Raw genomic sequence first — 25,087 nt, 5'->3', positions numbered from 1 at the left:
GATATCGATGCCGATGACGCGGGGCATGGAAACTCCTTCTATTGATCCAACGATCATCACTGCACTCGGCTCAACCTTGTGGATGCGAGCTCTCGCCAGCGGCGGGCTCTGGATACCGTTCGAGCTTCAAGAGTGAGTGTGGAAGGCCGGAGCAGTATCTACTTCACAGGCTCAGGGCCTCAGGGTGGGCACGGCTTCCTGACCTTCCCCCGATGATCAGTCGGGAACTATCACCCCGGATGGCGTGGTAGTCGAGATACAAGGGTGGGCTTCAGCCCACCAAGGTGTTTCGCAGCTATGCCGACCGTCACTCGACCCGGCTTTCGCCGCTGAACACCAGGGTCGCCCGGCAGCGCCGGCAGAAGTAGCGGCGGCCGCGGGCGACCAGGGCGTGGCGCTGGGCGCTGAAGGGGAAGGTCTGTCCTTCGCAGCGGCACCGGTAGAGGTAATAGGTGCCGCGCCGGCGGGTCACCTCGTAGGTGTGGCAGCGGTTCGGCGGCAGCCCGTAGACGCCGCGCATGATCAACTGCCATTCCTCGCCGTGCGGGCGGATGCGCGGGCCGAACATCTGGTGGGCGACCAGGTGCGCCACCTCGTGGGCGACGGTCTGGGTGAGGAAGTGTTCGCGGTTCTCGCGGTACAGCTGCGCATTGAAGCGCAGCCGGTTTTCATCGAGGTGCGCGACGCCGGCCTTCTGCCCGCGCAGCTTCAGGCTCACTTCGGGCCGCACGAAGGGCCGCTGGAAAAAGGTTTCGGCCTGCTGGTAGCACGCCTCGACCCGGGCTTGTAGCTGCTGTGGCATCGTTCCCCCTGAAAGCGGGGCGATTATGCCAAAGCGGTGCGAAGTCCGGGTAGCGTACCCGGATGGACGTCACTGCTCGTTCGGCCGGTCGGTGTTCTCGCTGTCCAGGCCGCCGGGGGTTTCCTGCGGACGGTTGGTCTCGAAGCCGTAGCTCTGGTTCTGCACTTCCTCGCGCTGGTAGGTCGGGTCCAGCGCCAGCATCCAGAACAGGATCATCGGCACCTTGAGGTTGACCAGCACCAGCAGGCCCACTCCCCAGGTGCTGGCGGCGTAGAGAAAGCTGTTACGACTGTCGATGCGCATGAAGGTCGGCAGGCCGACGAACAGCAGGTAGGTGGAGTAGGCGCCCGCGGCCAGCAGGACGGCGATGGCGATGAAGCGGGTCGGGTACAGCGCGCCGAGGCCGGCCAGGAAGAAGGGCGTGATGATATAGGCGATGAATCCCACGCACTGGTTGAAGGTGGGGCGGGCCTCGAAGGTGCGCGACATCCAGCGCAGAAAGAAGCCCATGATGAAGGTGCCGAGGATGATGGTGAGATAGATCAGCACGCTCAACTGCAGGGCGCTGCGGGTGTCGAGGCGGATGCGCTCGCTCTCCACCAGGCTCCAGCCGACGTAGCGCGTGCCGATGAACATGCACACCGCCGGCAGCAGGGCCCAGATCAGCAGGTGGGCAAGGTAGTTGGAGCTGTTCTTCGTTTCATCGCGGCGTATGTCCGCCCAGGCCTGGTCGGGACGGGTCAACAGGGTGAAGAAATACGGAATCATGCGAGTCTCCATCAGCCTCGAAGGCCTGGCATGGTGACGAAACCATGCGGCGTCATGGTTTTAGAGCGGCAGATGCGATGAGGGTTTCGCCCTCGGCGGCTGACGTTTCGTCGCAGCGGCGCCGGCGTGGAAACGAAAAAGCCGCCCCGGAGGGCGGCTGTGGCCAGGCAGGCCGGGTGACTCAGCGGACTCAGCGTATGTAGACGGGGCCGAAGCCCATGCCCCAGAAGATCACGGACAGGGCAATGATCGCGACCAGCACCACCAGCCCCACCGCCAGCACCGAGCTGGAGAACAGGAAGCCCTCGTCCGAGGGTATGTTCATGAAGGTCGGCAGTCCGACGTAGAGCAGGTAGGCCGTATAGCAGACCGCCGCGGTGCCCACCAGCATGCCCAGCCACAGGTGCGGATAGATCGCCGCGATGCCGCCGATGAACAGCGGCGTGGCCGTGTAGGCGGCGAACACGATGCATTGCGTCAGGTTCGGGTTGGCGTCGTAGGTGCGGGCCATCCAGTGGATGAAGCCGCCCATCACCGCGACCCCGGCGATCATCGCCAGGTACGCCAGGAACGTCAGCTGGAAGGCGCTGCCTTCGGTCAGGCGCACCGGCTCTCGTCCGCCGATGCTCCAGCCGAGCTGCGTGGTGCCGATGTAGGCCGCGACCGCCGGAACGGCAGCCAGCACCAGGACGTGGGTCAGGTACATGTGACTGACAGTTTCTTCTTCGCCGCGGATTTCGGCCCACTCCCGACCCGGATGGGCGAACAGCCCCCAAACGTGATGGATCATGCCAGCGTCTCCTATGTGGTGGAGGCCGCCTTTGCCGCGGGCGAAACCAGGCGCGCCCGACAGCATGGTGCGGCCTTATGTCGCAGTATAGGGTTGCGCTGAAGGCCGCGCCGCTTGGGCATTAGAGCGATTTGGAGCTAGCTGCGGGGCCATAATAGCGTTGCAATATTTCCATCGCCTGGTTGATCGCCTGCAGCTGTTCGGTGCTGCCGCCGCGATCCGGATGATGCTCGGCGACCAACTGGCGGTAGCGGTGCTTGATGATCGGCAGGGTCAGCGGATGCTCCAGGCGGTCGAGGCCGAACACCACCAGCGCCTCGCGCTTCTCCGCGCCCCCCTCGTTGCGCACCCAGTAGCTGCTGAGCAGGTTCTCGACGTCTTCCTCGGTGGTTTCCTCGAGTTGGCCCAGGTCCAGGTAGTACTCGCGCAGCGGGTCCTGGCGGCTGAGCGCCTCCTCGTGGGTGGGCGAGTAGGGCTGCAGCAGGATGCACAGCGGGTTGATCATCAATTCGTGCGCGCGCTCGGCCCGCAGGCGGTCGCGCAGTCGGTAGAGCGCGTTGAACACCTTGAAGTGGGTCTGGAACAGCACCAGCTTGTCGGTCAGCGGCTGCTGGGAGATGTGCGGGCTGCCCTGCGCCTTGAGCGCCTGGATCAGCTGGTATTCGCTGATGCCGTCCGGATGCGCGCGCAGCAACTCGAGCGTTTCCTCGAGCAGGTCGCCGGAACGGGCGAGCGCGTGGCGGCTCTGGGTGGCGACAATGCCCGCAGGCTGGCTTTCGTACAGTTCCATCTGGCCCTCGCGACTGACGGGGTGGGGTGAAAAACGCTTTGCGCGTAAAATGCCCGGCTTTTATCGCTCACCGGTCCCAAAGCACACATGGCTCACCTTTCGGTCAACCAGAACAAGCTGCAGAAGCGTCTGCGGCGCCTCGTCGGCGAAGCCGTAGCCGACTTCAACATGATCGAGGACGGCGACAAGGTCATGGTCTGCCTGTCTGGCGGCAAGGACAGCTACACCATGCTCGACATCCTGCTCTACCTGCAGAAGGTCGCGCCCATTTCGTTCAAGATCGTCGCCGTGAACATGGACCAGAAGCAGCCCGGGTTTCCCGAGCACGTGCTGCCGGCCTATCTCGAGTCCATCGGCGTCGAGTATCACATCATCGAGAAGGACACCTACTCCGTGGTCAAGGAAAAGATCCCGGAAGGCAAGACGACCTGCTCGCTGTGCTCGCGGCTGCGTCGCGGCACGCTCTACACCTACGCGGACGAGATCGGCGCCACCAAAATGGCGCTCGGTCACCACCGCGACGATATCTTGGAAACCTTTTTCCTGAATATGTTCTATGGCGGCACGCTAAAAGCCATGCCGCCGAAACTGCTCTCCGACGACGGCCGCAACGTGGTGATTCGCCCGCTGGCCTACTGCAGCGAAGCCGACATCGAGGCTTACGCGCGGCTGCGGGAATTCCCGATCATCCCGTGCAACCTCTGCGGCTCGCAGGAAAACCTGCAGCGCCAGGTGGTCAAGGAGATGCTGCAGGAATGGGAGCGCAAGTCGCCCGGCCGCACCGAAATCATGTTCCGCGCCCTGCAGAACGTGGTGCCCTCGCAACTGGCCGACCGCAACCTGTTCGACTTCGCCAGCCTGCGCATCGACGAGGCGGCGACGCCGCGTTTCGTTGATTTGATGAATCTTTAAGAGCGAGAAGACGAGAAGAGCGCTGGAGGCTGGACGAGGGCGTGGGGCGAGGCTTTTTCGTCCAGCCTTCCAGCCTTCCAGCCGGATTTACCGATGAAAGACTACCGCTGGCTTCACGAATACTGCCTGAACCGCTTCGGCTCGGCCGAGGCGCTGGAGGCGCGGCTGCCGCAGCCGCGTAGCGCCGAGGAGCTGAAAGCCATCGGCGACGACCGCTACCTGTCGCTGATGGCGCTGCGCATCTTCCGCGCGGGGCTCAAGCACAGCCTGGTGGACGCCAAGTGGCCGGCGTTCGAGGAGGTGTTCTTCGGCTTCGATCCGGAGAAGGTGGTGCTCATGAGCGGCGAGCACATCGAGCGGCTGATGCAGGACGCCCGGCTGATCCGCCACCTCGGCAAGCTCAAGAGCGTGCCGCGCAACGCCCAGTTCATCCTCGACGTGGCGCGGGAGAAGGGCCGCTTCGGCAAGCTCGTCGCCGACTGGCCGGCCACCGACATCGTCGGCCTCTGGCGCTACCTGACCAGGCACGGCTGCCAGCTCGGCGGCCTGTCCGCGCCGCGCTACCTGCGCATGCTCGGCAAGGACACCTTCGTCCCCGCCAACGACGTGGTCGCAGCGCTCAGTGCCCAGGGCATCGTCGATCGCGTGCCGACCAGCCAGCGCGACCAGGCTGCGGTGCAGGCGGCGTTCAACGTCTGGCACGAACAGAGCGGACGGCCGTTCTGCCAGCTGTCGGTGATGCTGGCGCATACGGTCAATCACTGAGGCGCGGGGCGGCCTGGCCCCTGTGGCATTCGCGAGCAAGCTCGCTCCCACACGACCCTCATCCGGCCCTGCGGGCCACCTTCTCCCGCAGGGAGAAGGGAAAAGACCGGTGCGGCCCGGGGATTCGGCGTGGGTCCGTAGGAGCGAGCTTGCTCGCGAACACGGCCTGCACGGCAGCACAGCCTGCCCCGGAACCATCCCCCTCTCCCTCCGGGAGAGGGCCGGGGTGAGGGCGATGTGCACCGGTCCGAACGGAGCAGGGAAAGGCATGGGTGCTGCCGAAAGCCCTCTGCGCCTCGGGCTTCGCTGCGCTCAACCCAACCTACAATCGGTTCAATCCCGTTCCATCCGTTCGGGTAGGTCGGGTCGAGCCGCAACGCGGCGAAGCCCGCCATCTCCCGGTGAACCTTCGGAGCCACACCATGACCCGCGACGATTCCAGGATTCGCCAGCTCGGCCAGGCGCTCGAGGCTGCCGAGCGCATTCTCTTCATCACCGGAGCCGGGCTCTCGGCCGATTCCGGCCTGCCGACCTACCGGGGTCTCGGCGGCCTGTACAACGGCACCACGGCCGAGGGCCTGCCGATCGAGGCGGCGCTGTCCGGGCCGATGCTGCAACGCGATCCCGCGCTGTGTTGGAAATACCTCGCCGAGATCGGCCGTGCCTGCCATGGCGCCACGCCCAACGCCGGGCACCGGGCGATCGCCGAGCTGCAGGCGCGCAAGCCCGGCTGCTGGGTGCTGACGCAGAACATCGACGGCTTCCACCGCGCGGCGGGGAGCCCGGCGGAGCGCCTGATCGAGATCCATGGGCAGCTGGCGCCGCTGTACTGCCAGGCCTGCGGGCGCGAGGCCGCCGACGCCGAGCGGCGCCTCGCCGGCCCGCTGCCGCCGCGCTGCGACGCGTGCGCCGGGGTGCTGCGTCCGCCGGTGGTGCTGTTCGAGGAGATGCTGCCGGTGGAGGCCGTCGAGCGCCTGCGCCGGCAGCAGGCGATCGGCTTCGACCTGGTGCTGGCGGTCGGCACCTCGGCCAGCTTCGGCTACATCCTCGAGCCTTTGCTGCGCTGCCGCACCGCCGGCGGCTTCACCGTCGAGATCAACCCGGCCACCACCGAACTGGCCGCCTGGGTCGACCTGCATGTCCCGGGGAGGGCCCTAGACGTTTTGCCGCAGGCGATCGGTCACATTTCCGAGCAATGAAATTTGCCGATCGATGCCCGACAAGGCATAGTCGCGGCCATTCCGTAATCCGACACGGCTGTGCCCATGCTTCGACGCTTCGCACCCCTCGTGCCTCTGACGCTTGCCGTCCTGCTCGGCGCCTGCGCGACAACGCCCCAACCCGCCGCGCTTGCGCCCGAGCCCGCAACGCCCCCGACGGTCGCCGAACGCGCTGCGCCGCAACCGGCCCACGACCTCGAACCTTCCTCCGATACCGTTTCCCAGCTTACCGACGAGCAGGACTACGCCCTGCCGCAACTGGCCGACAGCATCATCGAGCGCGGCTACCGGCTGGTCGGCACGCCGTACCGCTATGGCGGCGCGTCGGCGAAGACCGGCTTCGACTGCAGCGGCTTCGTCGGCTTCCTGTTCCGCAAGGAAGCGGGCATCGAGCTGCCGCGTTCGACCCGGCAGATGATCGGCGTCGATGCGCCGCTCGTCGCCCGCGAGGACCTCGAGCCCGGAGACGTGCTGTTCTTCAACGATCGCGGCCGTGGGCGCGTCAGCCACGCGGGCATCTACATCGGCGACGACCGCTTCATCCATTCCGCGAGCCGGCGCAGCGGCGGGGTACGGGTAGACAGCCTGGACGACAGCTACTGGCGCAGCAGCTTCATGGAAGCCAAGCGCGTACTGGCCCTCGCGCCGGCGGATCACTAAAGGCTCGCCGAGGGCCCTGTTTCGGGGCCCGGCGGTTGCCAGGGCGCGCACATGCCGGCAAAGTGACAGCCTCGCTGGAGGATGCCCGGATGCGCCGTTCCGCCCACCTGATGCTCGTGATCACCACCCTGTTGCTGGGCGCCTGTGCCGGCCGGGCCCCGGAGCCCGTCGCCCCGGTGCCGATCGCCGGCCCCGCCAGCGAATACCCCGGCACCGCCGAAGACGTCCTGTTCAACGCGCTATCCCTGGTCGGCACCCCTTATCGCTACGGCGGCAACACGCCGGATTCCGGCTTCGATTGCAGCGGGTTGATCGGCTATGTCTATCGCCATGGGGCCGGCCTCGCGCTGCCTCGGACTACCGCTGATCTGATGCGCATGCGCGCCGAGCGGGTACGGGCCGATGCCCTGCGCGCCGGCGACCTGGTGTTCTTCGCCACCGCCGGCGGCCGGCGTGTCAGCCATGCCGGCATCTACGTGGGCGAGGGGCGCTTCGTCCACGCGCCATCCAGCGGCGGCACCGTCCGCCTCGACAGCCTGTCCAGCCATTACTGGCAGAAGAGCTACCTCGACGCCCGGCGCGTGCTGGGTAGCGAGGCGCTGGCGCGCAATCCCTGAGCGAGCGTGAAAACGCCCGGCATCTGGCGCGACGTTGTTCACCTGGACAAGCTCGCCCCGAGGTCGGGCCTCCCACATAAGCGGCGTCGCCCACCGAGTCCAGTGGAAGGCCGCGCCCGTTCCCGACGGGCTTGCGGCATCACCACATCCCTGTGGATTGTGCGCCCTCGCGGCGAATGCGGTGGGGTAGGTTGGGCTGAAGCGCAGCGAAGCCCGACACGACCGGCTCCAGTCCTGCGCCCCATCCTCGTTGGGCTTCGGCACAGGCGCCTCGACCCAACCTGGGTCCACGCAACAGCGGCTCGAGCGCTCACGGCACCCTCAGGGCGTCTCCGGGCAGGCCGGGAGCAGCGCCCGGGTCGGTACGCCTTCGTTGCGGGTGAAGCGGCAGCCGTAGGCCGGATCGGCCACCACCCGCGGGCTCAGCACCTCGTCGCCGGCCGGCTTGATGCCCTGCTGCTCCCACTGCAGCATCGCCGCCATCGCCTCGACCTGCTCCTGGTAGCTGAAGTCGCAATGGCTCGGCGCACGGATCGCACGCTGCACCAGCCAGTCGCCATTGCCGTTGGCCTCGGCCCGCTTGCGGTGGATCTGCATGTGCCTGAACGGCACGTACAGGTCGCCGAGCGTGTGGATGCTCACCACCGGCACGTTGAACTCGCCGTTGACCACCGGAATCCAGCGCAGGCCGTCCGGGCGCAGGTTGTTGGCCGAGGGCCGGCCGATCACGCGGATGATCGAGTCGTTGAACTCACGCTCCTCGCGGGACATGGCGGCGTGGTCGTCGAACTGGTAGCGGGTATCCATGTTGCCGGTGAGCGAGTCGGCAAGGATGCCGTTGACCGTGCCGTCGCGCCCGTCAGTGCCGAGGACCACGCTCTGCAGCTGGGTGCGGAAGCCTTCGGCGAAGATCGGCCGCGGGCCGCCGGTGAGGTTGCGCACGATGCCTTCGAGCTTCTCGCCGAGCGCCGAGGGCTGGGTCGGATACTGGGTCCAGAGGGCGGCGATGATCTGCGGCAGCTTCTGCTGGAAGTCGCTGGCCGGGAAGCCGGTCGGGCCGAGTCCGGCGAGGTGCTGGGCGGCCAGGGTGAAGTCCATCAGGTACTCGAACTCGAAGGTGTCGCCGGTGACGCCGCACATGGGCACCGAGCCGGCGTAGCGCACCCTGTGGTTGGCGGTGGCGTAGGTCTCCGCTTCGACCGCCGCCGCGGCCACGTGCCCGCCCATGGAGTGCCCGGTGATGTAGATCTTCTGCGGCTCGGGTCGGCCGGTCAGCTCGGAGAAGGCCAGCGCCAGGGCGTTGGTGTCCTCGATGCCGGCGCGCACATCGTAGTAGTTCGCGCTGTAGCTCGAGGCGGCCCAGGCGTAGCCCTGCTGCAGCAGCCAGGCGCGGATCGCCGGCGGGCCGACGGTGAGTTCCGGGCCTTCGCCGCGATAGCCGTGGGCGTACATCACCAGCATGCCGTTCCAGTTGGCCGGCACCTCGATCTGGTACGAGGCGTTGCCGAGCAGGCCGGTCCAGCGTTCGCTGGGCAGGCCGGGAAGGGCGTCGAGCGGCGACACGACCGGCGTGAAGGTACGGCCGTCCTGCTCGCGCGCCTCGCTGCCGGAGTAGGGCGGCAGGATGGATTTCTGCCGGGCGAAGGCGTCGGCGGTCAGGCCCAGGGCACCGACCAGCGCCACGCCGGCACAGGCCATCGTCAGCTTGTTGGGGAACATGGGGTGTCTCCTTATTTTTGTTGTTGTAGTGCCGCGGCGGCCGAAGGCAGTCGGCCACGCTCGGTTCGTCGGGCAGGGCTGGCGGCCTACGCCCTTGCTTGTCGTTGTGATGGAGGCAGTGGATGGACGGCAGCCCACCACTCCCTCGCCTGCGTGTGGGTGATGGTGGGCTGGAGCCCTCCCTACGGATCTGAAGCGGAGCGCCGCCCGGCCCGCCTGCGAATACGTGGACGACAGGCCCTGGATGAGACCGGACGCGCCGTCATCCCGTTTCGGCTCAAATCAGGGGAGGCCCTGCATTTCGCTCTTTGGAGCGAGACCGCCCGTCGGGAGCGAGGCCGCGCATGCTGCATGAGGCGGCGGCCGGCGGGGGCTCGTTCTTTGGGATGGCTGGCGGCTGGCCATCCTGCCCGGGGAGAAAAGGGCCGAAGCCTTCGCGCGCACGGCTTTGCGCCGCGCCAGTGACGCCCGGTTTCCGACGGAGCGCTGAAATATCTCGAAAAATTATCCTTCCGGCCGATACCCGCGGCTCAACCGTTTGACTACCATCAGGCGCCCTTTTCTGGTGTGCGCCGTTCTGGCGCATGGAACCGAACCCCTTTCTCAGGTATTTCCGATGCCCGCCCTAAGTTACCTCCTGATCGGCTTCGCGCTCGCCGCGCTGGCCGGCGTGGTCCTGGAAGAAAAAACCCATGTCAACAAGGCCAAGGTGACGCTGTTCTTCGGCACCCTGTCATGGGTGCTGCTGTTCGTCTTCGCCGAGCCCGGCACCGCGCGCGAAGGCGTGCTCGAGGCGCTGAACGAGAACATCGCCGACATCGCCGGGCTGTGGATCTTCCTGGTCGCCGCCATGACCTTCGTCGCCTACCTCAACAAGAAGGGCATGATCGAGAACCTGATCTACCTGATCCTGCCCAAGCGCATCAGCGAGCGCGCGCTGCTGTTCCTCACCGCGCTGTTCTGCTTCGTGTTTTCCTCGCTGGCCGACAACATCACCGCCACCCTGGTGTCGATCACGCTGATCCTGTCGCTGCAGCTGGAGCAGGCCAAGACGCTCAAGTTCGCCACGCTGGTGGTGTTCGCGGTGAACTCCGGGGGCGTGGCGCTGATCACCGGCGACGTCACCACGCTGATGATCTTCCTCGCCGGCAAGGTGCAGATCCTGCAGCTGCTGATCCTGGCGATCCCGGCCTTCCTGGCGGTCATGCTGCTGGCGGCGATGCTGTCGATCGGCATGAACGGTGAGGTTCTGGTCAGGAGCCACCGCACCGAGGTCCGCGGCGTCGACGTGGCCATCGCGCTGATCTTCCTCGGCACCATCCTCAGCACCATCGCCGGCAACTTCTTCTTCGAGATTCCGCCGGTGCTGACCTTCCTCACCGGCCTGTCGGTCATGTTCCTGGTGGCGCGCTTCTTCAGCGACGACAACGATGCCGACCCGATCCTCGAATACGTGCGCCAGGTGGAGTTCGAGACGCTGCTGTTCTTCCTCGGCATCCTGCTGCTGGTCGGCATGCTGAAGGAGATCCAGGTGCTCGAGGGCCTGGTGCATATCTATGACCAGGTCCCGGCGGTGGTCGCGAACTACCTGATGGGCGTGCTCTCGGCGGCGATCGACAACGTGCCGCTGACCGCCGCGCTGCTCAAGTCCGGGCTGACCATGGGCGTGGCCGAGTGGATGATGCTGACCTATGCGGTCGGCGTCGGCGGCTCGCTGCTGGTGATCGGCTCGGCCGCCGGCATCGTCGCCATGAGCAAGGTGCAGGGGCTGACCTTCGGCAGCTACCTGAAGTACTTCGTCTATCTGTTCGTGGCCTTCAACGCGGGGTTCGTCGGGGTCTACCTGGTCGGCCTGCTGATGCCCGCCACGCCGGTCTGAACTCTCCCAAGCCGCCGCGGGCCGGTCAGGGCAGGCCCGCGGCGTTCACCATTCCAGGTTGAAGTGCGAGCCGGGCACGAAGCGGCCGTCGAGCAGGTCCCAGCGTTCCACGCAGACGTGCTTGTGTGCGTGGCGGTGCGGGTTGAGCCTGAGCCGGTTGAAGGAGTTCGGCGTGCGCCCGCGGATGCGCGAGGACAGTGCCGTGCCGGACTGCACCATCCAGATCTCGCGCGCCAGCGTCGGGTACTGCTTGGACAGTGGCAGCACGTAGGGCAGGTGGATGTGCCCGCCCATCACCAGGTCGAGCCCGGCCTCGGACCAGCGCTGCAGGGCCGGCTCGGCGCCGTGCTGCAGGTTGCTCAGATCGCTCAGTTCCATCGCGCCGAACGGCTGGTGCGCCACCACGATGCGCACCTTGGCCGGGTCCGTGCGCGCCAGCCGTTCGCACACCGCCTCCACCTGCTCGGGCGTGACCAGGCCGTCCTTGTGCCGGCGCGGCGCGGTGGTGTTGAGGCCGATGACCAGCATCTGGTCGTTCTCGTAGCTCGGCTCCAGGTCATCGCCGAAGTGCCGGCGGTAATTGCGGTACGGCGCGAAGAAGCGCGCGAACAGGTTGTACAGCGGGATGTCGTGGTTGCCGGGAATCACCAGCGAGCGGGGGATGCCGTGGCCTTCCAGCCGGCGCAGGAAGGCCTGTGCGGCGTCGAACTGGCTGCGCCGGGCGCGCTGGGTGATATCCCCGGAGAACACCAGCAGATCGGCGCCGTGCTCCTGCACGTGGTCCTCCAGGGCTTGCACCACGTCCGGAAGTTCGGTGCCGAAGTGGGTGTCGGAAATCTGCAGCAGGGTGGTCATTCGGTTCGCATCCTGTCGCCTCGTGGTCGCTGTTGCTGTATTCGAAGCCTGTGGGCGGCCGGCGTTCCGATGAACGGCCCGGTCATCGTGAAACCGGCTCAACCTCGGTTGACCCGGCCGCGGTTGCGTCGCTGCCGGCGGTGCTCTAACCTTCGCCGCGCCTCAGGTGCCCCTGGCCATGTGCCAGGAGTGAAACAGGGAAGCCGGTCCAGTCGCAACGACGATTCCGGCGCTGCCCCCGCAACGGTAGGCGAGTAGTGAACCACGAATACCACTGTGCTCGGCATGGGAAGGTGTGGTTCGGGCAGGCGCATCCGCGCCGCCGCTCGCAAGCCCGGAGACCGGCCTGTCGCATTCACTGACAGTGCGGCGGGCGCTGGGCGGGTGCATGCCCTTGCGGGTATTCCCTCCTCATGCGGGTTCCTCCGTCTGTCGTTACCGACCCTGAGTCGTGCGGCGGGCACGACGGAGAACCTCGATCGATGCGCAATTCCCTTTCCCTGGCGGCGGTGCTGCTGGGTTTCCCTTCCTGTGTCCTGGCCGATCACGACGGCGCCCTGCTGCTGGGCCAGCAACTGATCACCGCCAGCCGCACCGGCAACTCCCCGGTGTCCATCGCCTCCAGCAGCCTGATCACCCGTGACGACATCGAACGCCTGCAGGCGGGCAGCGTGCCGGAACTGCTGCAACGCCTGGCCGGGGTGAGCGTCACCAGCAACGGCGGGCGCGGCAAAAGCACCTCGGTGTCCATCCGCGGCACCAGCGACAAGCACGTGCTGGTGCTGATCGACGGCGTCCGGGTCGGCTCGGCCACCTCCGGCAGCGCCGCGCTGCAGAGCATCCCGGTGGAGCAGATCGAGCGCATCGAGATCGTCCGCGGGCCGCGTTCCAGCCTGTACGGTTCGGAGGCGATGGGCGGGGTAATCCAGATCTTCACCCGTCGCGGCGGCGACGGCTTCAAGCCCTATTTCTCGGCGGGCGCCGGCTCGCGCTCGAGCTACAGCGGCTCGGCCGGCGTGGCGGGCGGGCAGGGCAACGGCTGGTTCAACCTCGGCGTGTCCAGCGAGTCCACCGACGGCATCAATGCCCGCGCCTACCGCAGCAGCGCGCCTGGGGCCTTCGAGCCGGACACGGACGGCTATCGCGAACTGTCCGGGCACCTGCGCGCCGGCTATCGCTTCGACAGCGGCCTGGAGCTCGACGGCAGCTGGCTGCAGAGCGAGAACCATAGCGACTTCGACAGCCGCTCCAGCAGCGGCGCCAGCGGCCGGGATGCGTACAGCGACGGCTCGCTGCAGGCAATCAGCGGCCGTGCGCGCTTCTCGCCGCAGGCGTTCTGGGACGTCACCCTGCAGGCCGGGCACAGCGAGGACCTGAGCGACAACTTCCAGGACGGCCGCTTCTACTCGCGCTTCGACACCCGCCGCGACAGCGCCACCTGGCAGAACGACTTCCATGTCGGCGAGGCGCAGCTGCTGACCCTCGGCATGGACTACCAGAAGGACCGCATCGACAGCAGCGACAGCTATGTCGAGGACAGCCGCTACAACCGTGGCTACTTCGTCCAGTACCAGGCCGCCTTCGGCCGCCATGGCGTGCAGGCCGGCCTGCGCCGCGACAAGGACGAATTCTTCGGCTCGCACGACACCGGCAGCCTGGGCTACAGCTTCGAACTGAGCGAGGCGCTGACGCTGACCGCCGCCTACGGCACCGCCTACCGCGCGCCGACCTTCAACGACCTCTACTACCCGGCCAGCGCCTATACCGCCGGCAATCCGGACGTCAAGCCGGAGGAGTCGGAAAGCTACGAGATCGGCATCCGCGGCAGCCACGGCTGGGGCGAGTGGAGCGTCAACGCCTACGAGAACCAGATCGAGGACCTGATCGTCTGGGCGGGCACCAGCCCCATGCGCCCGGAAAACGTCGACGTGGCGCGCATCCGTGGCATCGAGACCACGGTCGCCACCGTGCTGGCCGGCTGGGACCTGGCCGCCAACCTGACCTTCATGGACCCGCAGGACCGCAGCAAGGCCAACCATGGGCACCTGCTGCAGCGCCGCGCCAAGCGCCAGTTCAACCTGGACCTGGATCGCCAGTTCGGCACCGTCGGCCTGGGCGCCTCGCTGTACGCGGCCAGCGAGCGCTTCGACAAGGCGAGCAACGCCGAGGATTCGCGCATGCCCGGCTATGCCCTGGTGGACCTGCGCGGCGAGTACCGCCTCGACGACGCCTGGCGGCTGCAGGCCAGGCTGGCGAACCTGTTCGACCGCGAATACGAAACCACCCAGACCTACGAGCAGCCCGGCCGCGCGCTGTACTTCACCGTCCGCTACCAGGCCCTGTAACCGGTAACCCCACGAAGGAGCACTCCCATGCACGCCCCGTCCACGCGCGCCCAACTGGCAATAGGCGCCGCGCTGATCCTGCTGATGGCCATGACCCGCGGTCAGCACTTCGCCAGCGTCCAGAACCTGCCCAGCGCCAGCTGGTCGATCTTCTTCCTCGCCGGCTTCTACCTGCGTCCGCGCTGGACGTTCGTGCTGCTGTTCGCCGAGGCATCCGTGCTGGACTTCGGTTCCCTGGCCAGCGGCACCATCAGCGACTGGTGCCTGTCGCCGGCCTACTGGGCGCTGGTGCCGGCCTACGGCAGCCTGTGGCTGGCCGGGCGGCTGTTCGCCGGCTGGCAGCGCGACGACCTGCGCAGCCTGGCGCTGCTGGCATTGACGCTGCTGGTCGCGGGCTTCGTCGCCTACCTGATCTCCGGCGGGGCCTTCTACTTCTTCTCCGGGCGTTATCCGGAGCCGACCCTGGCCGGCTTCCTGCCGCGCATCGCCCAGTACGTGCCGCGTCACCTGGGCAACCTGGCGTTCTACGTCGGCACGGCGCTGGTGCTGCACCTCGGCATCGTCTCGGCGCTGCGCCTGACGCGTCCGCGGCAGGTGCACTGATGGACGCGCGCGACGCCCGGCACAAGGCGCGCATGCAGCGCAAGAAGGCGGTGGTCGATGCGAAGATCGCCGAAGCCCAGGACGAATACGGCCTGCTGCTGGTGCACACTGGCAACGGCAAAGGCAAGAGCAGCTCGGCCTTCGGCATGGTCGCCCGCGCGCTGGGCCATGGCATCAAGGTCGGCGTGGTGCAGTTCATCAAGGGCGCGGCCAGCACCGGCGAGGAAAGCTTCTTCCGGCGCTTCCCCGGGGAGGTGCGCTATCACGTCATGGGCGAAGGCTTCACCTGGGAAACCCAGGACCGCCAGCGCGACATCGCCAGGGCCCGCGAGGCCTGGGCGGTGGCGGTCGAACTGCTGGCCGATCCGGGTATCGGCCTGGTGGTCCTGGACGAGCTGAACATCGCCCTGAAGTACGGCTACCTCGACCTGGACGGGGTGCTGCACGACATCCAGTCGCGGCCGCTGCGCCAGCACGTGGTGGTGACCGGGCGGGGCGCGCCGCTGGAACTGATCGAGGCCGCCGACACCGTCACCGAGATGACGCTGGTCAAGCATGCGTTCAAGGCCGGGGTGAAGGCACAGAAGGGAGTGGAGTTCTGATGCCGGTGCGAGCCTGCCCGGCATTGCTGATTGCCGCACCGGCCTCCGGTCAGGGCAAGACCACCGTCACCGCCGCCCTGGCGCGGCTGCATGCGCGCCAGGGCAAGCGCGTGCGGGTGTTCAAGTGCGGGCCGGACTTCCTCGATCCGACCATCCTCGCCCGCGCCAGCGGCCGGCCGGTCTACCAGCTCGACCAGTGGATGGTCGGCGAGGCGGAGTCGCGGCGCCTGCTGTGGGAGGCCGCAGGAGAGGCCGAGCTGATCCTGATCGAAGGCGTGATGGGGCTGTTCGACGGCAATCCCAGCGCCGCCGACCTGGCACGGCGCTTCGGCGTGCCGGTGCTGGCGGTGATCGACGGCGCGGCCATGGCGCAGACCTTCGGCGCCCTGGCCCATGGCCTGGCGAGCTTCCAGCCGGACCTGCCGTTCGCCGGGGTGCTGGCCAACCGGGTCGGCAGCGCGCGGCATGGCGAGATCCTGCGGGACGCCACGCCGGCGGGGCTGCGCTGGTTCGGCGCCTTGCCGCGCGGAGGCGATTTCGAGCTGCCGAGCCGGCATCTCGGGCTGGTCGCGGCCGAGGAACTGGCCGACCTCGACCGGCGCCTGGACGCGGCCGCCGATGCCCTGGCGGCCAGTGCCGACACCCGCCTGCCGGCGCCGGTGCGCTTCGAGCCCGGCGCGACCGGCGAGCGCCCGCGGCTGCTCGACGGCGTGCGCATCGGCATCGCCCGGGACGCCGCCTTCGCCTTCCTCTACCAGGCCAACCTCGACCTGCTGGCCGAGCTCGGCGCGACGCTGCAGTTCTTTTCTCCGCTGGCCGGCTCGCGGCTGCCCGAGGTGGACAGCCTGTACCTGCCGGGCGGTTACCCCGAGCTGCACTTGCGGGCCCTGGCCGAAAACCAGGGCCTGGCCGACGACATCCACGCGCACCATGCCGCCGGTAAGCCGATCCTCGCCGAGTGCGGCGGCATGCTCTACCTGCTCGAACGCCTGACCGACCGTGACGGCGCCAGCGCGCCGATGCTCGGCCTGCTGCCCGGTGAAGCGCGGATGCAGTCGCGCCTGGCCGCGCTGGCGCTGCAGGAGGCGACGCTGCCGGAAGGCCGCCTGCGCGGGCACAGCTTCCACTACTCGCGGCTGGAATCGCCGCTGCAGCCCTTCGTCCGCGGCAGCTGCCCGAACGGGCGGGGCACCGCCGAGGCGGTGTTCGGGCACGGGCGGCTGACAGCGTCCTACATCCACTTCTACCTGCCGTCCGATCCGCGGGCGGCGGCGAGCCTGCTGCGGCCATGAGCGGGCACGCCTTCAGCCCCGAGGAACGCGCGGCAGTCTACCGGGCCATCGCCGAGCGCCGCGACATGCGCCACTTCGCCGGCGGCGAGGTCCCGGCCGACACCCTCGCGCGCCTGCTGGAAGCCGCCCATGCGGCGCCCAGCGTGGGGCTGATGCAGCCGTGGCGGTTCATCCGCATCACCCGCCCCGACCTGCGCGCGGCGATCGCTGCGCTGGTCGAGCAGGAGCGCCAGCGCACGGCCGAGGCGCTGGGCGAGCGGCGCGACGAATTCATGCGGTTGAAGGTCGAGGGCATCGGCCAGTGCGCCGAGCTGCTGGTGGTTTCGCTGATGGACGGGCGCGAAGGTCACCTGTTCGGCCGGCGCACTCTGCCGGAAATGGATCTGGCGTCCGTCGCCTGCGCCGTTCAGAATCTCTGGCTCGCCGCGCGGGCGGAGGGGCTCGGCATGGGCTGGGTCTCGCTGTTCGACCCCGGGGCGCTGGCCGAACTGCTCGGCGCGCCGTCCGGCGCCCGGCCGGTGGCGATCCTCTGCCTCGGACCGGTCGAGGCCTTCTACCCGGCGCCGATGCTGGCGCTCGAAGGCTGGACCGAGCCGCGGCCGCTGGACGAACTGCTGTCGGAAAACCAATGGAACTGCTGATGACGCAACGGATGCGCCTCTACCCCCGTCTCTTTTCCCTGCCGGGAGCCCGCCCGTGAGCCTGGCCTTGGCCGTGGCGGCCGCGCTGCTGCTGGACCTGCTGTTCGGCGAGCCTAGGCGTGCGCACCCACTGGTGGCCTTCGGCAGCCTGGCCGACCGCATCGAGCGGCGGCTGAACGGCGCCGACGGCCGCGGCTGGCGCAGCCACGGGGTCACCGCCTGGTGCCTGGCGGTGCTGCCGCCGGTCCTGGCCGCCTGGCTGCTGAGCCTGCTGCCGGGCGTCGGCTGGCTGGTGGAGGTGGCGCTGCTGTACCTCGCGCTCGGCCTGCGCAGCCTGGGCGACCACGTGCTGCCGATCGTCCAGGCGCTGCGCGAGGGCGACCTGGCGCAGGCGCGCCGGTGGGTCGGACGCATCGTCAGCCGCGACACCGCGGCCCTGGACGAGGCGGGCGTGGCCCGCGCCGCCACCGAATCGGTGCTGGAGAACGGCAGCGACGCGGTGTTCGCCGCGCTGTTCTGGTTCGCCGTGGCCGGCGCCCCGGGCGTGGTGCTCTACCGTCTGAGCAACACCCTGGACGCCATGTGGGGCTACCGGATCGAGCGCTACGAGCGCTTCGGCTGGGCCGCCGCGCGCATCGACGACCTGCTCAATCTGATCCCCGCGCGGCTGGCCGCGCTGACCTATGCGCTGCTCGGGCGGACGCGAACCGCGCTGCGCTGCTGGGCACGCCAGGCCAGGGCCTGGGACAGCCCCAACGCCGGGCCGGTGATGGCCGCCGGGGCCGGCGCACTCGGCGTGTCGCTCGGCGGGCCGGCGATCTATCACGGCGTGGCGCACCTGCGCCCGGCGCTGGGCGAGGGGCCGGCGCCGGACGCCCGCGACATCGAGCGCGCGCTGGACCTGGTGTGGGGCGGCGTCGGCCTGTGGCTGGCGCTGCTGCTGCTGCTGGGAGGCTGGCTCGATGCTTGAGCACGGTGGACGCCTGCGCGCGGCGGCGCGCCGCTACGGCATTCCCCTGTCCGGCTGGCTGGACCTGTCCACCGGTATCGCGCCTTATGGCCCGGCCTTGCCGCCGCTGCCCGCCGAGGCCTGGACGCGCCTGCCCGAACCGGACGACGGCCTGCTGGCGGCGGCGGCCGGCTACTACGGCAGCCCGTCGTTGTTGCCGGTGGCCGGCAGCCAGGCCGCCATCCAGGCGCTGCCGCGGCTGCGCCCGCGCGCCGAGGTGGGCATCGTCTCGCCCTGCTATGGCGAGCACGCGCACGCCTGGCAACGCGCCGGACACCAGGTGCTGACCTTCAGCGAAGGCGCCGCGCGGCGGTCGGCCCGCCGGCTCGACGTGCTGGTGGTGGTCAACCCGAACAACCCCACCGGGCGACGCATCGCCCCGGCGCAGTTGCTCGCCTGGCATGCCGAACTGGCCGAGCACGGCGGCTGGCTGGTCGTCGACGAGGCCTTCGTCGACTGCACCCCCGAGCAGAGCCTGGCCACCTGCTGCCCGCGGCCGGGGCTGATCGTGCTGCGCTCGTTCGGCAAGTTCTTCGGCCTGGCCGGTGCCCGGCTCGGCTTCGTCTTCGCCGAAGCGGCGCTATTGGGGCGTCTGGAGGCCGAACTGGGACCCTGGACGGTGGCCGGTCCGACCCGCGCGGTGGCCGCCGCGCTGCTCGCCGATCAAGCCGCCCAGGCGCAGCAGCGCGAGCGGCTGCTGCAGGACGGCCGGCGTCTGGAGGCATCGCTGCGCCGCCATCTGCTGACGCCGGCGGGCGGCTGCGCGCTCTTCCAGTGGGTGCTGACCGACCGCGCCGCGGCGCTCGCCGACGCGTTGGCCAGCCGCGGCATTCTGGTGCGGCTGTTCCGTCACCCGTCGAGCGTGCGCCTGGGGCTGCCGGCGGACGACGCGCAATGGGCGCGACTCGACGAGGCGCTCCGCTGGCGAGGGCTACGGGCATGACCACGCTCATGGTGCAGGGCACCACCTCCGACGCCGGCAAGAGCACGCTGGTGACCGCGCTCGGCCGCTGGGCCCGCCGCCAGGGCGTGCAGGTGGCGCCGTTCAAGCCGCAGAACATGGCGCTCAATTCCGCGGTCACCGCCGACGGCGGCGAGATCGGCCGAGCCCAGGCGGTGCAGGCGCTGGCCTGCGGGCTGGCGCCGCACACCGACATGAACCCGGTGCTGCTCAAACCCAACAGCGATGTCGGCGCACAGGTCATCGTTCACGGCCGTGCCGTGGGCAACATGGATGCGTGCGCCTACCACCACTACAAGCGCGTCGCCCGCGCGGCGGTGCTGGCCTCGCACCGGCGCCTGCGCGAGGCCTACCGACTGGTGCTGGTGGAAGGCGCGGGCTCGCCGGCGGAAATCAACCTGCGCGAGCACGACATCGCCAACATGGGCTTCGCCGAGACGGTGGACTGCCCGGTGATCCTGATCGCCGACATCGACCGCGGCGGCGTGTTCGCCCACCTGGTCGGCACCCTGGCGCTGCTGTCGGAGAGCGAGCGGGCGCGCGTCGCCGGCTTCGTCATCAACCGTTTCCGCGGCGACCTGGCCCTGCTCCAGCCAGGGCTGGACTGGCTCGAGGCATACACCGGCAAGCCCGTGCTCGGCGTGCTGCCGTATCTGCACGACCTGCACCTGGAGGCCGAGGATGCGATCGACGCGCGGCAGGCGGCCAAGGCCGGCGAGCTGCTGCGGGTGGTGGTGCCGGTGCTGCCCCGTATCAGCAACCACACCGACTTCGACCCGCTGCGCCTGCACCCGCAGGTGGACCTGCGCTTCGTCGGTCCCGGCGAGCCGATTCCGCCGGCCGAGCTGATGGTGCTGCCCGGCTCGAAGAGCGTGCGCGCCGACCTCGAACGCCTGCGCGCCGCCGGCTGGGACGAGGCGATCCGCCGGCACCTGCGCTACGGCGGCCGGCTGCTGGGCATCTGCGGCGGCTTCCAGATGCTTGGCCGCTCGATCGACGATCCGCTCGGGCTGGAGGGCCCGCCGGGCCGTTGCGACGGGCTGGGCCTGCTCGATTTTTCCACCGAACTGCAGGCCGAGAAGCAGCTGCGCAACGTTGCCGGGGCGCTCTGGCTGGAGGGGGCGCCGGTGTCCGGCTACGAGATTCACGCGGGCGTGAGCCGGGGACCGGCGCTGGACCGGCCTGCCGTCACCCTGGCCGACGGCCGTACCGATGGCGCGCTCAGCGTCGACGGCCAGTTGTGCGGCACCTACCTGCACGGCCTGTTCCAAAACCCGGCGGCCTGCACCGCGCTGCTGCGCTGGGCCGGCCTGCGCCAGGCCGAGACGGCCGACTACGCCGCCCTGCGCGAGCGCGACATCGAGCGCCTTGCCGATCTGGTCGAGGCGCATCTGGACACCGCGCGGCTGCGCGCGCTGTGCGGGCTGGACGCCCGCGAAGAGGAAACCCCATGAGTGTCGAACTGATCCTCGGCGGTGCCCGCTCGGGCAAGAGCGCCCTGGCCGAGCGCCTGGCCACTGCCAGCGGGCTGGAGGTCGTCTACATCGCCACCAGCCAGGCGCTGGACGCGGAAATGGCTGAACGCGTCGCCCATCATCGCCGGCGCCGCCCGACCGGCTGGCAGCTGGTGGAGGAGCCGCTGGAGCTGGCGCGCGTGCTCGCCGAGCAGAGCGGGGCGAGGCGCTGCCTGCTGGTCGACTGCCTGACGCTGTGGCTGACCAATCTGCTGTTGCTCGACGATCCGCAGCGCCTGGCCGCCGAACGCCGGGCCCTGCTCGAGCGGCTGCCGTCGCTGCCCGGGAGGGTGATCCTGGTGAGCAACGAGACCGGCCTGGGCGTGGTGCCGCTTGGCGAACTCACGCGGCGCTACGTCGACGAGGCCGGCTGGCTGCACCAGGCGGTGGCCGCCGAGGCCGAGCGGGTGGTGTTCAGCGTGGCCGGCTTGCCCTGCGTGCTGAAGGGTGCGCCGCTGTGAGCGCGGCCTGGTGGACCGCCGCGTGCCGGCAGCCCGATGCGCAGGTACGCGAGGCGGCGCTGCAGAGGCAGCGTACGCTGACCAAACCGCAGGGCTCGTTGGGCCTGCTGGAGAGCCTGGCGGTGCAGCTCGCGGCCTTGCAGGGCGACTCGCGGCCCCGCGCCGAGCCGCTCTGGATCAGCCTGTTCGCCGGCGACCACGGCGTGGTGGAGGAGGGCGTGTCGGCCTTTCCGCAGGCAGTGACCGGCGAAATGCTGCGCAACTTCGTGCGCGGCGGTGCGGCCATCAGCGTGCTCGCCGAGCGGCTTGGCGCCCCGCTGGAGGTGCTCGACCTGGGCACGGTGTCGGGCGCTGCACTGGAAGGCGTTCGGCGCCTGGCGCTGGGGCCGGGCACGGCGAACTTCACCCGCGCGCCGGCGATGAGCGCCGAGCAGTGCCGGCTGGCCCTGCAGGCCGGCGCCGACGCCGTGGCCCGGGCGCGGGTGGCCGGCACGCGGCTGTTCATCGGCGGCGAGATGGGCATCGGTAACACCACCGCTGCCTGCGCGCTGGCCTGCGTGCTGCTCGATCGGCCGGCCGCCGAGCTGGTCGGCCCGGGCACCGGGCTCGACGGCGCCGGCGTCGCGCACAAGGCGGCGGTGATCGAGCGCGCCCTGGCCCTGCACCGGCCCCATTGCGACGAGCCGCTGGAGGCGCTGCGGCGGCTCGGCGGCTTCGAGCTCGCCGCGCTGGCCGGCGCCTACCTGGCCTGCGCGCAGCAGGGCATCGCGGCGCTGGTGGACGGCTACATCTGCACGGTCGCCGCGCTGCTGGCGGTGAACCTGAATGCCGGCTGCTGGTCCTGGCTGTTCTTCGCCCACCGCTCCGCGGAGCCAGGCCACGCCGCCGTGCTCGACGCGCTGGACGCCGAGCCGCTGCTCGATCTCGGCCTGCGCCTGGGCGAGGGCAGCGGGGCGGCGCTGGCGGTACCGCTGCTGCAGCAGGCCTGCGCGCTGCACGTCGGCATGGCGACCTTCGCCGAGGCCGCGGTGTCGGAGCGGCCGGCGTGAGCGCGCGCATCGACCTGCTGCGCCACGGGGAAACCGAGCGGGGCGGCGGCCTGCGCGGCAGCCTCGACGATGCGCTGACCGCCCGTGGCTGGCAGCAGATGCGCCAGGCGCTGGTCGGCGCCGGTCCCTGGGACGTGCTGGTCAGCTCGCCCTTGCAGCGCTGCGCCGCCTTCGCTACGGAGCTGGCGGAATCGACCGGCCTGCCGCTGATCATCGAGCCCGACCTGCGCGAACTGCATTTCGGCCTCTGGGAGGGACGCACCGCCGCCGAGCTGATGCAGACCCACGCCGAGGCGCTCGGCCTTTTCTGGGCCGATCCTTATGGGCATACGCCTCCGTTCGGAGAGCCGCTGGTGGCCTTCGAGGCCCGGACACTGGCGGCCATGCAACGGCTGGTCGCACGTTTTCGCCAGGGTCGCGTCCTGGTGATCGGCCATGGCGGCGTCATGCGCCTGCTGCTGGCGCGCCAGCGCGGCCTGCCGCGCGAGCGGCTACTGGAGGTGGAGGTTGGCCACGCCAGCCTGCACGGCTTCGATCCGGCCTGCCTGGCCGAGGCGCCCCCATGCAGCCCCTGCTGATCGCCCTGCAGTTCCTCACCATCGTGCCGGTGCGCCTGCCCGGCATGCCGACCCCGAGCGCCATCGGCCGCTCGCTGCTGTGCTATCCGCTGGTGGGGCTGGCGCTCGGCACCGTGCTCTGGCTGGCCGGCGCGCTGCTGGCCGAGGCGCCGACGTTCCTTCGGGCGGCCCTGCTGCTGAGCCTGTGGGTGGCGCTCACCGGCGCCCTGCACCTGGACGGGCTGGCCGACAGCGCCGACGCCTGGCTTGGCGGCCTGGGCGATCGCGAGCGCACGCTGGCGATCATGAAGGACCCGCGCAGCGGCCCGGCGGCAGTGGTGGTGCTGGTATTGCTGTTGCTGCTCAAGTTCGCCGCGCTGGTCGCGCTGCTCGACCGTGGCGCCGGCGCGGCGCTGCTGCTGGCGCCGCTGCTCGGCCGCAGCGCCTTGCTGGCGCTGTTCCTGTGCACGCCCTACGTGCGCGCCGGCGGCCTGGGGCAGGCGCTGGCCGACCACCTGCCGGCGAGGGTGGCCCTCTGGGTGCTCGCCGGGGTGGCGCTGGCCGCCGTGCTGCTGTGGGCGGGGGAGGCGCTGCTGGCGCTGGTGCTGGCGGGGCTGGTCTTCCTGCTGGCACGGCGCTCGATGCGGCGGCGGATCGGCGGGACCACCGGCGACACCGCCGGCGCGCTGGTCGAACTGACCGAGGCGGCGGTGCTGCTGGGCCTCGCGCTGATCTGAAAGGCTTGCCAAACCGCCCGGCGGCGGCACTATAGATCGCCGGCCATGGCGCGCAGACGCCAGCCTCCCCAAAGGACCTGACTGATGACTGCCTTATCCCGCACCAGCGCCTGGGTACTCGCCTCGGCCGCCCTGATCATGGCCCTGTCGCTCGGTACCCGCCACGGCTTCGGCCTGTTCCTGCCGCCGATGAGCGCCGAATTCGGCTGGGGCCGCGAGGTGTTCGCCTTCGCAATCGCGCTGCAGAACCTCATCTGGGGCCTGACGCAGCCCTTCGCCGGCGCCATCGCCGACCGCTTCGGCGCGGCGCGCACGGTGGTAGTCGGCGGCGTGCTCTATGCCGCCGGGCTGGGCCTGATGGCGCTGGCCGACTCGCCCTGGTCGCTGTCGCTGAGCGCCGGGTTGCTGATCGGCGTCGGGCTGTCGGGCACCTCGTTCTCGGTGCTGCTCGGCGCCGTCGGCCGCGCCGTCGCGCCGGAGCAGCGCAGCATGGCGATGGGCATCGCCAGCGCCGCCGGCTCCTTCGGCCAGTTCGCCATGCTGCCGGGCACGCTGGGGCTGCTCGGCTGGCTCGGCTGGTCCTCGGCGCTGCTGGCGCTGGGGCTGCTGGTGGCGCTGATCGTGCCGCTGGCCGGCCTGCTGAAGGACCGGCCGGTCGCGGCCCAGGCCCACGACCAGACGCTCGTCGAGGCCTTGCGCGAGGCCTCCGTGCACCCGGGCTTCTGGCTGCTGGCGCTGGGCTTCTTCGTCTGCGGCTTCCAGCTGATCTTCATCGGCGTGCACCTGCCCGCCTACCTGGTGGACCAGCACCTGCCGGCGACGGTAGGTACCACGGTGCTGGCGCTGGTCGGGCTGTTCAACATCGTCGGCACCTACGCCGCCGGCTGGCTCGGCGGACGGATGTCCAAGCCGCGCCTGCTGACGGCCATCTATCTGCTGCGCGGCGCGGTGATCACCGCTTTCGTCGTGCTGCCGGTCAGCACGGTCACGGCCTACGCCTTCGGCATCGCCATGGGGCTGCTATGGTTGTCCACGGTGCCGCTCACCAACGGTACGGTCGCCACGCTGTTCGGCGTGCGCAACCTGTCGATGCTCGGCGGCATCGCCTTCCTGTTCCACCAGATCGGCGCCTTCCTCGGCGGCTGGCTGGGCGGGTACCTGTACGACCACACGGGGAGCTACGACCTGGTATGGCAACTGTCGATCCTGCTCAGCCTGATGGCCGCGGCGCTCAACTGGCCGGTGCGCGAGCAGCCGGTAGCGCGCCTGCGCGACGCGGTGGCGCCGTGAGCCGGCGGTTGCTGCCGCTCTGGCTGGCCGCGGGTGCGTCGATGCTGGCCCTGGCCTGGTGGGGCTGGGCGCAGGGCGGGATGGCGCTGCTGCAGCTGGGCGTCGGAGTCTGCTGAGCGGGGCGCGGGCGTCGGGCTTTTCGTGAGCGGTCTCGACCCGTGAACTCAAGGGGCCAGGTTCGCGGTCGAGACCGCTCCCACAAAAGCATCGCCCCGAGGGCGGGCCTCCCACGAAAGGCGATTCTGTGGC

At 69.7% G+C, this 25,087-nt stretch carries 25 protein-coding genes and 1 riboswitch; of the genes, 19 read left to right on the top strand and 6 right to left on the bottom strand.

The window, feature by feature from the left end:
- Window positions 1-307: 307 nt before the first annotated feature.
- The 4 genes from H610_RS0117240 to H610_RS0117225 all read right to left on the bottom strand — a co-directional run bounded on the left by H610_RS0117240 (window position 308) and on the right by H610_RS0117225 (window position 3,150).
- Window positions 308-802: a SprT family zinc-dependent metalloprotease gene (locus H610_RS0117240; protein ID WP_028240847.1), complete on the bottom strand. Its 495-nt coding sequence runs from the start codon at window positions 800-802 to the stop codon at window positions 308-310.
- Window positions 803-871: 69 nt separating this feature from the next.
- Window positions 872-1,570, bottom strand: coding sequence for a Yip1 family protein (locus tag H610_RS0117235; protein WP_028240846.1), 699 nt, complete (start codon window positions 1,568-1,570; stop codon window positions 872-874).
- A 190-nt stretch (window positions 1,571-1,760) separates the two neighbouring features.
- Window positions 1,761-2,360: a Yip1 family protein gene (locus tag H610_RS0117230; RefSeq protein WP_028240845.1), complete on the bottom strand. Its 600-nt coding sequence runs from the start codon at window positions 2,358-2,360 to the stop codon at window positions 1,761-1,763.
- Between the two features lie 121 nt (window positions 2,361-2,481).
- Window positions 2,482-3,150 (bottom strand): DNA-J related domain-containing protein, encoded by a 669-nt coding sequence (locus H610_RS0117225; RefSeq protein WP_084166492.1) that lies wholly within the window; start codon window positions 3,148-3,150, stop codon window positions 2,482-2,484.
- Window positions 3,151-3,237: 87 nt separating this feature from the next.
- Here H610_RS0117225 and ttcA point away from each other — a divergent pair, with 87 nt between their 5' ends.
- The 5 genes from ttcA (at window position 3,238) to H610_RS0117200 (ending at window position 7,324) form a co-directional block, all read left to right on the top strand.
- The gene (gene ttcA, locus H610_RS0117220; protein ID WP_028240843.1) at window positions 3,238-4,062 is read left to right on the top strand and encodes a tRNA 2-thiocytidine(32) synthetase TtcA; all 825 of its coding nucleotides are present in this window, start codon (window positions 3,238-3,240) and stop codon (window positions 4,060-4,062) included.
- A 93-nt stretch (window positions 4,063-4,155) separates the two neighbouring features.
- The gene (locus tag H610_RS0117215) at window positions 4,156-4,827 is read left to right on the top strand and encodes a DNA-3-methyladenine glycosylase I (protein WP_028240842.1); all 672 of its coding nucleotides are present in this window, start codon (window positions 4,156-4,158) and stop codon (window positions 4,825-4,827) included.
- A gap of 422 nt (window positions 4,828-5,249) precedes the next feature.
- Window positions 5,250-6,026: an NAD-dependent deacylase gene (locus tag H610_RS0117210; protein ID WP_043238869.1), complete on the top strand. Its 777-nt coding sequence runs from the start codon at window positions 5,250-5,252 to the stop codon at window positions 6,024-6,026.
- A 66-nt stretch (window positions 6,027-6,092) separates the two neighbouring features.
- A complete protein-coding gene (locus tag H610_RS0117205) occupies window positions 6,093-6,707 on the top strand; it encodes a C40 family peptidase (protein ID WP_028240840.1) in 615 nt (204 codons plus the stop codon).
- A gap of 89 nt (window positions 6,708-6,796) precedes the next feature.
- Window positions 6,797-7,324, top strand: a complete 528-nt coding sequence (locus tag H610_RS0117200) for a C40 family peptidase (RefSeq protein WP_028240839.1) — start codon at window positions 6,797-6,799, stop codon at window positions 7,322-7,324.
- A gap of 321 nt (window positions 7,325-7,645) precedes the next feature.
- Here H610_RS0117200 and H610_RS0117195 read toward each other — a convergent pair whose 3' ends face one another.
- Complete coding sequence (locus H610_RS0117195; RefSeq protein ID WP_043238866.1) at window positions 7,646-9,043, bottom strand: alpha/beta hydrolase; 1,398 nt, start codon at window positions 9,041-9,043, stop codon at window positions 7,646-7,648.
- A gap of 616 nt (window positions 9,044-9,659) precedes the next feature.
- Here H610_RS0117195 and nhaD point away from each other — a divergent pair.
- Complete coding sequence (gene nhaD / locus H610_RS0117190) at window positions 9,660-10,922, top strand: sodium:proton antiporter NhaD (RefSeq protein WP_028240837.1); 1,263 nt, start codon at window positions 9,660-9,662, stop codon at window positions 10,920-10,922.
- A 45-nt stretch (window positions 10,923-10,967) separates the two neighbouring features.
- On the opposite strand, the gene H610_RS0117185 is transcribed toward nhaD, so the two are convergent.
- Window positions 10,968-11,777: a metallophosphoesterase family protein gene (locus tag H610_RS0117185; RefSeq protein WP_028240836.1), complete on the bottom strand. Its 810-nt coding sequence runs from the start codon at window positions 11,775-11,777 to the stop codon at window positions 10,968-10,970.
- Window positions 11,778-11,924: 147 nt separating this feature from the next.
- Window positions 11,925-12,141, top strand: a riboswitch (cobalamin riboswitch).
- 118 nt (window positions 12,142-12,259) lie between these two features.
- Between H610_RS0117185 and btuB the strand changes: the two genes are divergently transcribed.
- The 13 genes from btuB to H610_RS0117120 all read left to right on the top strand — a co-directional run bounded on the left by btuB (window position 12,260) and on the right by H610_RS0117120 (window position 24,838).
- On the top strand, window positions 12,260-14,122 hold the full coding sequence (btuB, locus tag H610_RS0117180) for a TonB-dependent vitamin B12 receptor (RefSeq protein WP_028240835.1): 1,863 nt from the start codon (window positions 12,260-12,262) through the stop codon (window positions 14,120-14,122).
- Between the two features lie 27 nt (window positions 14,123-14,149).
- A complete protein-coding gene (locus tag H610_RS0117175; protein WP_028240834.1) occupies window positions 14,150-14,725 on the top strand; it encodes a hypothetical protein in 576 nt (191 codons plus the stop codon).
- Window positions 14,725-15,327 carry a cob(I)yrinic acid a,c-diamide adenosyltransferase gene (gene cobO, locus H610_RS0117170; protein WP_028240833.1) on the top strand — a complete coding sequence of 201 codons (603 nt, stop codon included), beginning with the start codon at window positions 14,725-14,727 and terminating at the stop codon, window positions 15,325-15,327. The genes H610_RS0117175 and cobO overlap by 1 nt, the downstream gene beginning before the upstream one ends.
- The gene (locus tag H610_RS0117165) at window positions 15,327-16,619 is read left to right on the top strand and encodes a cobyrinate a,c-diamide synthase (RefSeq protein ID WP_028240832.1); all 1,293 of its coding nucleotides are present in this window, start codon (window positions 15,327-15,329) and stop codon (window positions 16,617-16,619) included. Before cobO ends, H610_RS0117165 begins: the two co-directional genes overlap by 1 nt.
- On the top strand, window positions 16,616-17,260 hold the full coding sequence (bluB, locus tag H610_RS0117160; protein ID WP_028240831.1) for a 5,6-dimethylbenzimidazole synthase: 645 nt from the start codon (window positions 16,616-16,618) through the stop codon (window positions 17,258-17,260). Before H610_RS0117165 ends, bluB begins: the two co-directional genes overlap by 4 nt.
- A gap of 55 nt (window positions 17,261-17,315) precedes the next feature.
- Window positions 17,316-18,230 (top strand): adenosylcobinamide-phosphate synthase CbiB, encoded by a 915-nt coding sequence (cbiB, locus tag H610_RS0117155; protein WP_028240830.1) that lies wholly within the window; start codon window positions 17,316-17,318, stop codon window positions 18,228-18,230.
- Window positions 18,223-19,212, top strand: a complete 990-nt coding sequence (gene cobD, locus H610_RS0117150) for a threonine-phosphate decarboxylase CobD (protein ID WP_028240829.1) — start codon at window positions 18,223-18,225, stop codon at window positions 19,210-19,212. Before cbiB ends, cobD begins: the two co-directional genes overlap by 8 nt.
- A complete protein-coding gene (locus H610_RS0117145; protein ID WP_028240828.1) occupies window positions 19,209-20,684 on the top strand; it encodes a cobyric acid synthase in 1,476 nt (491 codons plus the stop codon). Before cobD ends, H610_RS0117145 begins: the two co-directional genes overlap by 4 nt.
- The gene (gene cobU / locus H610_RS0117140; protein WP_028240827.1) at window positions 20,681-21,205 is read left to right on the top strand and encodes a bifunctional adenosylcobinamide kinase/adenosylcobinamide-phosphate guanylyltransferase; all 525 of its coding nucleotides are present in this window, start codon (window positions 20,681-20,683) and stop codon (window positions 21,203-21,205) included. The genes H610_RS0117145 and cobU overlap by 4 nt, the downstream gene beginning before the upstream one ends.
- On the top strand, window positions 21,202-22,254 hold the full coding sequence (gene cobT / locus H610_RS0117135) for a nicotinate-nucleotide--dimethylbenzimidazole phosphoribosyltransferase (RefSeq protein ID WP_028240826.1): 1,053 nt from the start codon (window positions 21,202-21,204) through the stop codon (window positions 22,252-22,254). Before cobU ends, cobT begins: the two co-directional genes overlap by 4 nt.
- Entirely contained in the window at window positions 22,251-22,832 is a 582-nt protein-coding gene (cobC, locus tag H610_RS0117130) for an alpha-ribazole phosphatase family protein (RefSeq protein ID WP_028240825.1), read from the top strand. Before cobT ends, cobC begins: the two co-directional genes overlap by 4 nt.
- Window positions 22,817-23,548 (top strand): adenosylcobinamide-GDP ribazoletransferase, encoded by a 732-nt coding sequence (locus H610_RS0117125; protein ID WP_028240824.1) that lies wholly within the window; start codon window positions 22,817-22,819, stop codon window positions 23,546-23,548. Before cobC ends, H610_RS0117125 begins: the two co-directional genes overlap by 16 nt.
- 84 nt (window positions 23,549-23,632) lie before the next feature.
- The gene (locus tag H610_RS0117120) at window positions 23,633-24,838 is read left to right on the top strand and encodes an MFS transporter (protein WP_028240823.1); all 1,206 of its coding nucleotides are present in this window, start codon (window positions 23,633-23,635) and stop codon (window positions 24,836-24,838) included.
- Window positions 24,839-25,087 lie beyond the last annotated feature (249 nt).

The organism is Stutzerimonas azotifigens DSM 17556 (genome assembly GCF_000425625.1).
Taxonomy (GTDB): Bacteria; Pseudomonadota; Gammaproteobacteria; order Pseudomonadales; family Pseudomonadaceae; genus Stutzerimonas; species Stutzerimonas azotifigens.
Note: the sequence above shows the minus strand (reverse complement) of the source record. Positions and strands in the feature narration are given on the sequence as shown.

Bases quoted from the DNA above. Each gene is read 5' to 3' on its own strand.
- H610_RS0117215 (WP_028240842.1), top strand. From the start codon at position 4,156: ATGAAAGACTACCGCTGGCTTCACGAATACTGCCTGAACCGCTTCGGC.
- H610_RS0117125 (WP_028240824.1), top strand. From the start codon at position 22,817: ATGCAGCCCCTGCTGATCGCCCTGCAGTTCCTCACCATCGTGCCGGTG.
- H610_RS0117225 (WP_084166492.1), bottom strand. From the start codon at position 3,150: ATGGAACTGTACGAAAGCCAGCCTGCGGGCATTGTCGCCACCCAGAGC.
- H610_RS0117200 (WP_028240839.1), top strand. From the start codon at position 6,797: ATGCGCCGTTCCGCCCACCTGATGCTCGTGATCACCACCCTGTTGCTG.
- H610_RS0117195 (WP_043238866.1), bottom strand. From the start codon at position 9,043: ATGTTCCCCAACAAGCTGACGATGGCCTGTGCCGGCGTGGCGCTGGTC.
- H610_RS0117210 (WP_043238869.1), top strand. From the start codon at position 5,250: ATGACCCGCGACGATTCCAGGATTCGCCAGCTCGGCCAGGCGCTCGAG.
- H610_RS0117230 (WP_028240845.1), bottom strand. From the start codon at position 2,360: ATGATCCATCACGTTTGGGGGCTGTTCGCCCATCCGGGTCGGGAGTGG.
- H610_RS0117235 (WP_028240846.1), bottom strand. From the start codon at position 1,570: ATGATTCCGTATTTCTTCACCCTGTTGACCCGTCCCGACCAGGCCTGG.
- nhaD (WP_028240837.1), top strand. From the start codon at position 9,660: ATGCCCGCCCTAAGTTACCTCCTGATCGGCTTCGCGCTCGCCGCGCTG.
- ttcA (WP_028240843.1), top strand. From the start codon at position 3,238: ATGGCTCACCTTTCGGTCAACCAGAACAAGCTGCAGAAGCGTCTGCGG.
- btuB (WP_028240835.1), top strand. From the start codon at position 12,260: ATGCGCAATTCCCTTTCCCTGGCGGCGGTGCTGCTGGGTTTCCCTTCC.
- H610_RS0117205 (WP_028240840.1), top strand. From the start codon at position 6,093: ATGCTTCGACGCTTCGCACCCCTCGTGCCTCTGACGCTTGCCGTCCTG.
- H610_RS0117175 (WP_028240834.1), top strand. From the start codon at position 14,150: ATGCACGCCCCGTCCACGCGCGCCCAACTGGCAATAGGCGCCGCGCTG.
- H610_RS0117165 (WP_028240832.1), top strand. From the start codon at position 15,327: ATGCCGGTGCGAGCCTGCCCGGCATTGCTGATTGCCGCACCGGCCTCC.
- H610_RS0117120 (WP_028240823.1), top strand. From the start codon at position 23,633: ATGACTGCCTTATCCCGCACCAGCGCCTGGGTACTCGCCTCGGCCGCC.
- cobU (WP_028240827.1), top strand. From the start codon at position 20,681: ATGAGTGTCGAACTGATCCTCGGCGGTGCCCGCTCGGGCAAGAGCGCC.
- bluB (WP_028240831.1), top strand. From the start codon at position 16,616: ATGAGCGGGCACGCCTTCAGCCCCGAGGAACGCGCGGCAGTCTACCGG.
- H610_RS0117240 (WP_028240847.1), bottom strand. From the start codon at position 802: ATGCCACAGCAGCTACAAGCCCGGGTCGAGGCGTGCTACCAGCAGGCC.
- cobO (WP_028240833.1), top strand. From the start codon at position 14,725: ATGGACGCGCGCGACGCCCGGCACAAGGCGCGCATGCAGCGCAAGAAG.
- H610_RS0117185 (WP_028240836.1), bottom strand. From the start codon at position 11,777: ATGACCACCCTGCTGCAGATTTCCGACACCCACTTCGGCACCGAACTT.
- cobD (WP_028240829.1), top strand. From the start codon at position 18,223: ATGCTTGAGCACGGTGGACGCCTGCGCGCGGCGGCGCGCCGCTACGGC.
- H610_RS0117145 (WP_028240828.1), top strand. From the start codon at position 19,209: ATGACCACGCTCATGGTGCAGGGCACCACCTCCGACGCCGGCAAGAGC.